This is a genomic window from Nonomuraea guangzhouensis (assembly GCF_019396345.1).
In the GTDB taxonomy this organism is placed as follows: domain Bacteria; phylum Actinomycetota; class Actinomycetes; order Streptosporangiales; family Streptosporangiaceae; genus Nonomuraea; species Nonomuraea guangzhouensis.
On sequence record NZ_JAHKRM010000016.1, the window covers coordinates 26,976 to 37,213 of the forward strand.

10 protein-coding genes are annotated in these 10,238 nt (G+C 68.8%); 5 read left to right on the plus strand and 5 right to left on the minus strand.

Annotated features, from left to right (window positions below; translation table 11 throughout):
* Both KME78_RS31000 and KME78_RS31005 read left to right on the plus strand, forming a co-directional pair.
* On the plus strand, nt 1–618 hold a 618-nt coding region (locus KME78_RS31000), incomplete at its 5' end, for a hypothetical protein (RefSeq protein ID WP_219532930.1).
* A gap of 926 nt (nt 619–1,544) precedes the next feature.
* The gene (locus tag KME78_RS31005; protein ID WP_219532931.1) at nt 1,545–2,030 is read left to right on the plus strand and encodes a PepSY domain-containing protein; all 486 of its coding nucleotides are present in this window, start codon (nt 1,545–1,547) and stop codon (nt 2,028–2,030) included.
* Here the strand turns inward: KME78_RS31005 and KME78_RS31010 are convergent.
* Genes KME78_RS31010 through KME78_RS31020 form a run of 3 tightly spaced genes read right to left on the minus strand, consistent with a single transcriptional unit; the run spans nt 2,027 to nt 5,346 of the window.
* A complete protein-coding gene (locus KME78_RS31010) occupies nt 2,027–3,046 on the minus strand; it encodes a class I mannose-6-phosphate isomerase (RefSeq protein WP_219532932.1) in 1,020 nt (339 codons plus the stop codon). The two genes, KME78_RS31005 and KME78_RS31010, sit on opposite strands and share 4 nt — an antisense overlap.
* A 15-nt stretch (nt 3,047–3,061) precedes the next feature.
* Complete coding sequence (locus tag KME78_RS31015) at nt 3,062–4,060, minus strand: tagatose 1,6-diphosphate aldolase (protein ID WP_219532933.1); 999 nt, start codon at nt 4,058–4,060, stop codon at nt 3,062–3,064.
* The gene (locus tag KME78_RS31020; RefSeq protein WP_219532934.1) at nt 4,057–5,346 is read right to left on the minus strand and encodes an ADP-dependent glucokinase/phosphofructokinase; all 1,290 of its coding nucleotides are present in this window, start codon (nt 5,344–5,346) and stop codon (nt 4,057–4,059) included. Before KME78_RS31020 ends, KME78_RS31015 begins: the two co-directional genes overlap by 4 nt.
* A gap of 417 nt (nt 5,347–5,763) precedes the next feature.
* Here KME78_RS31020 and KME78_RS31025 point away from each other — a divergent pair, with 417 nt between their 5' ends.
* Nucleotides 5,764–6,543 (plus strand): DeoR/GlpR family DNA-binding transcription regulator, encoded by a 780-nt coding sequence (locus KME78_RS31025; protein ID WP_219532935.1) that lies wholly within the window; start codon nt 5,764–5,766, stop codon nt 6,541–6,543.
* A gap of 176 nt (nt 6,544–6,719) precedes the next feature.
* Here the strand turns inward: KME78_RS31025 and KME78_RS31030 are convergent, their stop codons facing one another.
* Nucleotides 6,720–7,703, minus strand: a complete 984-nt coding sequence (locus tag KME78_RS31030) for an LLM class flavin-dependent oxidoreductase (RefSeq protein ID WP_219532936.1) — start codon at nt 7,701–7,703, stop codon at nt 6,720–6,722.
* A gap of 140 nt (nt 7,704–7,843) precedes the next feature.
* Between KME78_RS31030 and KME78_RS31035 the strand changes: the two genes are divergently transcribed.
* The gene (locus tag KME78_RS31035; RefSeq protein WP_246652402.1) at nt 7,844–8,368 is read left to right on the plus strand and encodes a DUF305 domain-containing protein; all 525 of its coding nucleotides are present in this window, start codon (nt 7,844–7,846) and stop codon (nt 8,366–8,368) included.
* Here KME78_RS31035 and KME78_RS31040 read toward each other — a convergent pair.
* A complete protein-coding gene (locus KME78_RS31040; RefSeq protein WP_219532938.1) occupies nt 8,358–9,464 on the minus strand; it encodes an alpha/beta hydrolase in 1,107 nt (368 codons plus the stop codon). The genes KME78_RS31035 and KME78_RS31040 overlap by 11 nt on opposite strands.
* Nucleotides 9,465–9,530: 66 nt before the next feature.
* Between KME78_RS31040 and KME78_RS31045 the strand changes: the two genes are divergently transcribed.
* Nucleotides 9,531–10,232: a FadR/GntR family transcriptional regulator gene (locus tag KME78_RS31045; RefSeq protein ID WP_219532939.1), complete on the plus strand. Its 702-nt coding sequence runs from the start codon at nt 9,531–9,533 to the stop codon at nt 10,230–10,232.
* The last annotated feature ends 6 nt before the right edge of the window (nt 10,233–10,238 follow it).

Below are 10,238 nucleotides of genomic sequence, written 5' to 3' on the forward strand. Positions count from 1 at the left end.
TTCCTCAAGGACGGGCTCGATGTCCGCGCTGGAAGCGGAGCTGAGGGAATTGTGCACGCCGACAAGGCCGTCCTGCACGGCGTGAACACCGAATGGGTGCAGGGGAGAAGCGCCGACGACGGAAAGATCGCCTTCCTCAAGGACGGGCTCGATGTCCGCGCTGGAAGCGGAGCTGAGGGAATTGTGCACGCCGACAAGGCCGTCCTGCACGGCGTGAACACCGAATGGGTGCAGGGGAGAAGCGCCGACGACGGAAAGATCACCTTCCCCAAGGACGGGCTCGACGTCCGCACTGGAAGCGGAGCTTGGGGAACCGTGCACGCCGACAAGGCTGACCTCAACGGCATCAACACCGAATGGGTGCAAGGACGAAGCGCCGACGACGGATGGATCACCTTTCCCGTGGAGGGGCTCAAAGTCCACCGGAAGGACAACAGCCACCTGACTCATCTGGACGTCGGTTATGCGACCCACGACATCGTGAAAACCAGAGTCGTGCGGGGACTGAATGACGGTGAAGGCTGGATCAGCTTCCGCAAGGAGGGGCTGAACATTCGCCGGGGGCAGGGCACGGAACGGGGAACTCTGTTCGCCGCCAAGACTGAACTGAAGGAATGAGTCCAAACGGCGTCCAGTGCCCTGCCGAATGGATCTCATGGGGATCAAGGGGCGGTGGCGCTGGGCGCCGTCACCCAGCCGTGCGCCTGCCGCTCACCAGGCATGCGGCCTGAGAGCGATCCGGTCGGCAAAGCCGCGCTGAGCCGCATCTTTGTCCCTGGCGCTCGAAGGTCTTGCCGACCCGACCGGGTGACGAAGTGAGTGACAACGAGCACGTTCGATCATGGACGTCCACGGACTCTGACGGACGGCAAAAGGCAGCTCACCTCCTCGGCGGCGGGGGCCTTTCGCGTGGGCGTACAGCAGCGAAATACGGGTACCGGACCTGACGATCTAGGTTGCCGTTGGGCTGGTCGAGGGCCTTGCGGGTCTCTGGGTCGGCGTTTTGGGGGTAGACGTTCATGGACGCCGAGATCTGCGGGTGTCGCGGGATGCGCCTCGCGACCCGAGGGTGAACGTCCAAGGCGGAGAGCGCCGCTCAAGCGGCGGTTCGAAGAGCCGGGTGTGTATGTGCTGCTATCTGCCAGGTCTGGCAGCGTCTTTCCACGCCCGCCCGCCGGCCGTCCGTTCGGGCACAGCAGGCGGGTGGATTGCGTGCGTTGCCCAGTATCAACGGCACCTCGAAGCCTGACGGAGACAGCTTCCTCGTGGCGAGGTCGGCGGCGAGCGCGCACCTGGCGCTGACCTGAGGATCGCGAGGCCTGGGGTCGGTCTCGTGGTAGAAGGTGCACAGGAGCCTATTGCCCTACTTTCGGGCGTGCCTTTATGGAGTCCCGGGCAGCGTCATCAGTATGAAGTCTGGAAGACGGATAAAGACCATCATATTCGCCGGCTCTGCCCTGCTCGTGGCCTCAGCCTGCGGGAATACCGACACTCAGTCCAGTGCCGTCAAGACAGCGCCCGCAGGGAGCGCCGTTGTCGGCCTCATGTCATCGCCGACGCCGTCGGGTTACCTCGGTGGCGACCCCGGCCAGGAATCCGGCAGTATGGCGGGCCTCGAGAAGGCGATCGACGCGGCCATGAACGCCGTCAAGGGCTCCACGGTCCTCTCGGTCCAGTCGGAGAACGGCGGCCAGCTCTGGGAGGTCCAGCTGGCCAGGTCCGACGGCACAGAGCGGCTACTGGAGGTAGACGCGACAGGGAAGGTGGTCTCGGGGCCCAGAGTCAAAGACACTGGCAAAGGGGAGAAGACCAGGGTCATGGGCATCATCAAGGACGCCGAGCTCACCTTCAAGGAGGCGGTGGAGAAGGTGTCCTCCTCGGTGCGCGGCAAGATCACTCACATGAGCCTGGACAAGTACAACGACAACAACAATGTCCTCGTCTGGGATGTCGATCTCGCCACACCGGACGGCACCTGGCAGGGGGTCAAGGTCGACGCCAAGACCGGCACCGTGACCAAGAACGACTAGAGGGATGGTTTGCAGCGTACGGCCGTAGTGTCGCCGCGCAGGGTGCACCACCCGGCCGCGTACGGGACGAGCAGCGTGTCTCCGGCCTTGACCGGGACCGGCGGGCCATGCTCGCTCGTGACGGTCCCGTCGCCGGCGGTGACCGTGACGACGGAGTACGCCGGTTCCAGCTCGCTGACGGGATCGGGGCGCAGCCTCTCGGCCGCGAAGAACTCGTCGGCGAGCTCGGGGAAGAGGCGGCGGACGCCGGGCCGGTCGTCGGCGGTCGGGCGGCGGGCTCGGTGCAGCTCGGCGAGCCGTTCCGCGCCCAAGCCGCTCCTGTCGACGCAGCCGAGCGCCTGGTCGTAGCCGAGCCCCAGGTGTCCGTTGGCCGGGCCGTCGATGGCGAAGCCCTCCCACTCGAGCAGTACGGAGAAGTCGGTCGGCTCCTGCACCTCGACCATGAGGATCCCGGCGCCGATGGCGTGCGGCAGACCGGCGGGGCACACGATGGCGTCGCCGGCCCGCACCTGCACGCGGTTCGTGGCGTCGAGCATCTGGTCGATCCGCTGGTCCGCGACCCAGCGGGACAGTTCGTCCGGCTCGACGTCCCGGGCGAAGCCGAGGTATACCGCCGCGTCCGGCTCGGCCGAGACGACCACCCATGCCTCGGTCTTGCCATAGGGCGAGGCCAGGTGGGCGGCGGCGAATCGCCGGTCGGGGTGCACGTGCAGCGGTAGACGTTCGCCCGCGTCCAGCAGTTTCACCAGGATCGCGGGGTCGGCGCCATGCTCGGCGACGTGCCGTTCTCCCAGCCACCACACGGGATCGCCGGCGATCGCCTCGGCGAGGGACCGGCCGTCGGGCAGCGTGGTCAGTCCCGCGGGCGCCGCCCCGTACCGGCTGGTGGTGGAGGCGACCCAGTCCTCCGGGTAGTAGGGATCATCGGTGGATGGGATCCCGCGGAACCCGGCGATGCGTCCGGCGCCGCGGTAGAACGATCTTGGGGTGTTCGCGGGCAGGGGAAAGATGGTCATGCATGTGCTCCCAGGTCAGGCGTGCCAGGTTCGGTACCACTCGGCGGGAAGTTCCTTGACCACCTCGTCGAGCGGCCGGGCCGGGGTGTAGGAGCGACCGTACCGTCGGGTCACGGCGTTGAGCTCCTCGAGCCGTGCCCTGGCCGCCCGGATGGCCTGGTCGCGGGCCTCGGCGTCGTGGGTGGACACGGCGTCGCGCCAGATCGACCGGCCGGCGAGGTAGCCGGCGGCGCCGGCCTGGCACGCGATCTCGACCTGCGTCTTGAAGTCGGCATATTCCACCCCGGCGGACAGGATCACCCATGGCACGCTGACCATTCCGTCGAGCTCCGCGCAGGCGGCGGCCGCCTGGGCGCGTCCTTCCGGCGTGTCGACGTAGCCGGGGAACTCCACCTTGAGCATGTCGACGCCGAGTCCGTCGGCGACCTCGGCGGAGGCGATGATGCCGCGCACCCGGTCGGCCTTCCACTCGGCGGTGGTCGGGTCCTCGCCCGGCAGCCGGTACCAGATCGGCTCGACCACCAGGGGCAGGCTGAGCTCGTCGCATTCGGCGGCGAGGTCGGTCACGAGCTGACGCTGCTGCTCGGCGACGACTTGGTCTCCGTCGGGGCGGTAGAACCACAGCAGCTTGCACATGTCGGCGCCGGCCATTTTGATCCGGGTGGCGCTCCAGTTCTCGCGCAGCCGGGTACGGCGCGGGCCTTCCGGGTGCCGATAATCCTCGTCCTCGATGCTCGACATCAGCCCGACGTTCCCCGGCACCGCGCCGGAGCCCACGAGATGGCCGAGGGCGTACAGCGGATCGAGCAGTACGGCCGAGATCGACGGGGCCATGGCGCGGACCACCGCGTCCTTGGCGGTGACGACGTCGGCGAAGGTGACGGTCGCCGGGTCGGGGGCGAGCAGTTCGGCGAAATCGGACAGGTGGTCGAGGGCACAGATCAGGAAGAAGCCGTCGGCGCTGGTGACGCGCTGCAGGCCACGGACCTTGCCGGGATCCATGAGCGGTTTCATGGGATGTCTCCAGGTGATAGACGGACAAAGGGCTTGAGGGGTACGTCAAGGCAGCCGGCGAGCAGCACCCCGGCGACGAACGTGTCGCCGAGGCCGATCGTGGCGGCGGGGCGCGACAGGTACGGCGTCGGCACGCACTCGGTGCGCCAGCCGTCGCCGAGCGGCCTTCCCACCGGCCGGTCGTCGGTGAACGTCACGGTCGGGTCGAGGCCGAGGTCGGCTGTGGGGCCTCCGTGGCGGGCGCGGGAGGCGGCGAGCAGGTTGCCGATGCGCAGCGCGCCGGCGGCCGGCTCAGGGTCGCCCCTGTGCACGACCAGCGACCAGGTGTCGGCATGCACGAACACCCGGTCGAACCGGTAGTGCTCGGCCAGCTCGCGGGCCGCCGCGGCGGGGTCGCCGCCAGGGCGTATGATCGCCAGCTCGGCGAGGCTGAGCCCGAGCGTGTGGGCGATCCCGGCGTACGCGGCGCTGACCTCGGCGAGCGCGCCAGGCCGGGGATACTCGGCGAGCTCGAGATGCACCCAGGGAAGCCCGGACGCCCGCCAGCTCGCGGCCAGGTCGCGAAGCCAGGCCCGGGCGGCGTGATCCGCGTCGGGTACGCCGTTGAGCCCGGAGACGAGTCCCGCACCCGCGGTCTCGGCCAGCGTTGGGCCGAGTGCGGCGAACGTGTCGTCCCGCTCGATGCCGTCTTCGGCGAGCCGGACGATGATCCGGCTGGATCGGCGTACGGTGCCCGCGTGCCAGCGGGTGCCCGCCGCGTACTCGAGGATGTAGTGGGGCGGCTTGATCGGGGTGCCACGAGCGGCCGTGCCGGCCACGGGCCGCACCGAACCGTCGTCGCACAGGCCGATGCCGGGGTGCAGCACGGCCAGTTGCTCGGTGCTGCGGTCGGCGAGGGCGAGCACGCTGGGCGCGTTCAGGACGGCCAGCACCCAGGCGGCCTGGGCGCCCGTACCGCCGACCTGGCGCGCCGCCGGAGGGCCGAGCAGTTCGTCGAGCGCCGGCCGCAGCTGGGGAGCGGGCACGAACACCTCGCCGTCGCGGCCGTCCAGGATGCGGCGCAGCACCTCGCCCGAGAGGGCGGCGAGCGGCTCGCCCGAGAGGGCGGCGAGCGGCTCGTGGGCGGCTTGCGCCGCTGGGGTCAGCCGGTCGAGTCCCGGGGGCTCCAGCCGGTAGACGTGGTCGACGCAGGTGTTGAAGCCGGCGAGCAGCGGGCGGGCGGCGGGAGCGCCGTCCAGGACGGTGACGGCGACCTGCTCGTACGCGGCGCGCCAGTCGCGGCTCATCAACCTTTCACCGCCCCCGCGGTCAGGCCTGGTACGTCCCGGCGCCGGAAGATCATCTGGAGCACGACGAGCGGTACGGCGACCACGATCGGTGCCGCGGCGACGAGGTCAGTTCGACGCTGCCGGTGCCGCCGCCTGAAGAGGAGCCACAGGCGGACAACAGCGGTACCGTAACCGCTGGGCCGAGGGTGGCGCGCCGACTGAAAGGTCGGGGATTGCTGGATTTCATCGCTTCTCCTCGGGCGCAGGAGCCTGAACGCAGTGGTTCGGGGGGCGACGTGATGCGTTTGCCTGCTGTTTGCGCTAGGCATGTTCGCCGATATCTGCGAGAATATGCTTGGTTTAACAATGTAGTCAACGGTAAAGCCGCAAAATCCGGGAACTAACCGCAACTAGCCGCATTCTCAGGAGCTGATCATGCAGGATACGGCACTGCCTGGCCGGCGTCGCGCCGAACTCGTGAGACACGTTCGCGAACGCGGTCACGCCACGGTCGCCGAGCTCGCAGAACTCTTCGCCGTGTCGATGGACACCATCCGTCGCGACCTCGACCACCTCGCGGAGCGGCAGCTGATCGCCCGCACCCACGGCGGCGCGATGCACAAGGACGAACTGGCCACGGCCGACTCCCCCTTCGACAGCCGCGCGTCCGTGCACCACCCGGCCAAGCAGGCCATCGGCCTCGCCACGGCGAAGCTCATCTCCAACGGCGAGACTCTGATCGTCAACGGCGGCACGACCACGCTCGCGGTCGCCCGGGCGCTCACCGGCAAGCGCGACCTCACGGTGGTGACGAACAATCTGCGCCTGCCCGCCGAGATCCCGCAGGAAGCCGTGCGCGACCTCTATGTCATCGGCGGCAGCTGCCGCATCCCGTCAAATGTCACCATTGGGCCGGTGGCTTTCGCCGACACCGACGGCATCAGCGCCGACACGGCCGTGATCGGCGTCGGCGGCATCTCGACCGGCGGCGGGCTGTCCACCAGCCACCTGCACGAGGCCCAGATGATCCGCCAGATGATCGACGCCGGCACGCGGGTCATCATCGTGGCCGACTCGTCGAAGTTCGGCAGAAGCGCCTTCGTGCACATCTGCGGGTTCGACCGGGTTTCGGTCCTGGTCACCGACGCGCTGCCGCCCGATGACATCGTCGCGGCGTTGAAGGACGCCGAGGTCGAACTGGTCACGGTGGGATGAAGCCCGAAGGCCCCGCCAGAGATCTGGCGGGGCCCTCAGTTCACGAGTGCGTACCGGTGTGCGTGTCGCCTCTCGGCGAAAGGCGCAACGCGGCTCCAGCCGAACGGTATTCCGCGAAGGCAATAGGTGAGGCCCGGGGACACTGGGCACACCGGCCACGATTTAGATAACCGTCATCAGGCGCCGGATGTTCCCGGGGCCAGCAATTCGATGGAGCGCAGCCAGGCTCTCCGGTCGGGGGCCGCGGAGACGACGATCAGCTCGTCGGCCTGGGCCTGCTTGGCGAAGCGGTCGAGATAGTCCCGCACCTCGGCGGCGGTTCCGATGGCGGAGTACTTCGCCATCTGCAGGATCTGCTGCCCGGCGGGTGAGGCGAGGACGAGGTCGGCCTCCTCCTGGGTGAACGTCTTGCCGCGGCCGAGGAACCGGCTCACCCTGGTGCGCTTCATGGCCAGGAACTGCGCCTCCGCCTCTTCCGTGGTGTCCGCCGCGATGACGTTGACACCGGCGATGACGTACGGCCGCGCCAACTGCCTGGACGGCTGGAACTCGGCCCGGTAAAGGGTGACGGCGTCCTCCAGCGCTGCCGGGGCGAAGTGGGAGGCGAAGGCGTACGGGAGACCGAGGGCGGCGGCGAGCTTGGCGCCGAACAGGGACGAGCCGAGGATGTAGAGCGGCACGTCGGTGCCCTTGCCCGGGGTCGCGTCCACGCCCGGGATACGGGACTGGCCCGTCAGGTAGCCCTGGAGTTCCAGGACGTCCTGCGGGAAGTCGTCGGAGGAGGCCGGGTTGCGGCGCATCGCGCGCATGGTCTGCTGGTCGCTGCCCGGCGCCCGGCCGAGGCCGAGGTCGATGCGTCCCGGATGCAGGGTTTCCAGGGTGCCGAACTGTTCGGCGATGGTCAGCGGGGCGTGGTTGGGGAGCATCACGCCGCCGGCTCCGAGGCGAATTGTTTGGGTTTGTGAGGCTATGTGGGCGATGAGGACGCTGGTGGCGGAGGAGGCGATGGAGGGCATGTTGTGGTGCTCCGCGTACCAGATTCGCTGGTAGCCCCACTCCTCCGCGCGCTGGGCGAGAGTCACGCTGGCGCGGAAGCTGTCGCCCGCCGACTCTCCTTCTCCGATGTGTGCAAGGTCAAGGATGGAGAGCGGAAAAGCCATAAAAGCTGCAACTGCTGACGAGCCGGGGTTATTTCGGCGAACTCGACTTCTGGGAAGGCGACGAGGCCCTGAGCCCTTGCGCGCCCGATCCCCATAGTCAACTCTAAGGAAGGTTTCCTTTAAGAATCGCGAGAGTGATCATGCGGCTCGTCATAGCGGTCCTGGCCGTCCTGCTGATCGCCGCCTGCGGGAGCTCCCCGCCGGCCGGCGATCCGGTCAACGCCGAGGACGTGATGTTCGTGCAGATGATGGTCCAGCATCACCGCCAGGGCATCGAGATCGCCGGGGTGGCCGCCGGGCGGGCGACCACGCCGGAGGTGCGGACGCTGGCGGCGGCGATCGCGAGCACGCAGCAGGACGAGGTCGAGATGATGCTGCGCTGGCTGCACGAGTGGGACCAGCCGCTGACGGCCGCGAAGGGAGCGCACGACCACCACGGCGGGATGCCCGAGACCGACCGCAGGCAGATCGCCGCGCTGCGGAAGTCGAAGAGCTTCGAGCGGGACTTCCTCAACCTGCTGATCGCCCACCAGGACGACGCCGTGCAGATGGCCACCGCCGAGGAGTCCGGCGGTGTCAGTCCCAAGGTCAAGACGTGGGCCGGTCAGGTGGAGACGTCCCGGAGGGGGCAGGTGAAAATGATGCTGGACCTGCTCAAGCGCTGAACCTCATGGCGAAGTCGCGCAGCGCCTTCTCGTATCGGGCCCGGTCGGCGTTCCACGATCCGACGTGGCCGCCGCCCTTGGTCCGTACGAGGGTCACCAGGTCGGGCCGTCGTTCGGCGAACTCCAGCGAGGGCCCGATCGGCACCGAGTTGTCGTCGTCGTCCACGAACAGCAGGATCGGCACCTTGAACGCGGCCGCGTGACGTACCTGATCGAGATCGTCCAGGGAGATGCCGGTACGGCGCTCGACCACGAACTTGCCGACGGAGGCCAGCCAGAGCGGCACGCCCCGCTGCTCGGCGCCCAGGTCGATGGGGCCGTTCCAGTCCATCACCGGGCTGTCCAGGATCATCCCCTTGATCGGTTCGCCGGGCAGGTTCCGCGCGGCCATGGGGACGATGCCGCCGCCCATCGAGAAGCCGTACAGCAGCACGCCGGTGGCGCCCTGGCCGCGCGCGTAGGTGATGGCGGCGGCCACGTCCTTCCACTCGGTGGCGCCGAGGTGGAACTTGCCGTCGTCGGCGGCCGGCGCGCCCGGGTCGTTGCGGTAGCTGATGCCCAGCACCGGCATCCCCAGCCTGTGGAAGACGGGCACGTAACGCAGCGACTCCGAGGCGGTGGCGTTGCGGCCGTGCACGGTGATCACCCAGGTCTTCGAGCCGCCCTCGGTGCGCCAGGCGGGGAAGTCGCCCAGCTCGCCGTGGACGCTCACCTTCTGGTACGGCAGGCCGAGAGCGGTCCGCGGGTCCTCGTGGCCCCACATCCAGCGGTCGAGGTAGACGTGCACGCCGGGTCGCAGGTCGCCCTGCCGTACCTCGCGCAGCTCACGCGTGACCGTGCCGGCGCCGGTCGCGACCACCTCGCCCACCGTGGCGTTGCCTTCGGGCCAGGTCAGGCCGTAGGTTCCAGGAGCGGCCAGATCGCCGCCGCCCTTCAGCGTGACCCGGCCGGCCGCGACCGCGGTCACCTCCAGGGGGTACGAATCGCCCCTGGACGGGTCGATGACCAGTCCGGAGTAGTACCACCCGGCACCACCGATGCCGGCCACGGCCAGCACCAGGATGATCGACGTGACCCACGCCAGAATCCGCTTCATGGCCGGAAAAATACTCTCGTCACAGACGATGGACGGCAGTCGCGACAAGTGATTAGATGACTTGATATGTCCGAGGTAACGCGGCCCAGCCTTTCCGACGCTCTGACCGAGCGCATGCTGGAGCTCATCCGTACAGGTGGGCACCGGCCGGGCGACAGGCTGCCCTCGACCAGGGAGCTCTCCCAGCGTTTCGCCGTCACCACCCCGACGCTGCGTGAGGCGCTGCGCAGGCTCGAGGCCACCGGGGCCATCGAGATGCGGCACGGTTCCGGCATCTATGTCGGCGCCGACATCGAGCGGCTCGTGCTCCCCAACCCGAACATGCGGGAGATGCGCGGCGCCCAACTCCTCGAACTCCTCGGCGCGCGCATCGTCATCGAACCGCCGCTGGCCGCACTGGCCGCGGGGCGCGCGACCGGCGAGGAACTGGCCGCGCTCCAACGGGTGCTCGTGGACGCCGCCAGGCATCTGCGCGGCCAGGACGCCGAGCTGCACGACGCCAACATGACCTTCCACCGGGCGACCGCCCGGCTGGCCGGCAACCGCGTGCTGCACGAGGTGGTCGACTCGCTGCTGACCGTCCACGGTCCCGAGCAGCGGGAAATACTGCAGATCTTCGACGACCGGCGCCGTGACTACGACGAGCACCTGGCGATCCTGGAGGCCATCGAGGCGCGTGACGCCGCGGCGGCCGAGGAACGCATGCGCGCTCACCTGGTGGACGTCAAGACCGTAATAGAGCAGAGGCTGCAACACCCCCCCAAGTGAAACAAG

Excerpts from the sequence above, each read along its gene's own strand:
- KME78_RS31010 (WP_219532932.1), bottom strand. The coding sequence starts at position 3,046 with ATGACCATCTTTCCCCTGCCCGCGAACACCCCAAGATCGTTCTACCGC.
- KME78_RS31035 (WP_246652402.1), top strand. The coding sequence starts at position 7,844 with ATGCGGCTCGTCATAGCGGTCCTGGCCGTCCTGCTGATCGCCGCCTGC.
- KME78_RS31040 (WP_219532938.1), bottom strand. The coding sequence starts at position 9,464 with ATGAAGCGGATTCTGGCGTGGGTCACGTCGATCATCCTGGTGCTGGCC.
- KME78_RS31030 (WP_219532936.1), bottom strand. The coding sequence starts at position 7,703 with ATGGCTTTTCCGCTCTCCATCCTTGACCTTGCACACATCGGAGAAGGA.
- KME78_RS31045 (WP_219532939.1), top strand. The coding sequence starts at position 9,531 with ATGTCCGAGGTAACGCGGCCCAGCCTTTCCGACGCTCTGACCGAGCGC.
- KME78_RS31025 (WP_219532935.1), top strand. The coding sequence starts at position 5,764 with ATGCAGGATACGGCACTGCCTGGCCGGCGTCGCGCCGAACTCGTGAGA.
- KME78_RS31020 (WP_219532934.1), bottom strand. The coding sequence starts at position 5,346 with ATGAGCCGCGACTGGCGCGCCGCGTACGAGCAGGTCGCCGTCACCGTC.
- KME78_RS31005 (WP_219532931.1), top strand. The coding sequence starts at position 1,545 with ATGTCATCGCCGACGCCGTCGGGTTACCTCGGTGGCGACCCCGGCCAG.
- KME78_RS31015 (WP_219532933.1), bottom strand. The coding sequence starts at position 4,060 with ATGAAACCGCTCATGGATCCCGGCAAGGTCCGTGGCCTGCAGCGCGTC.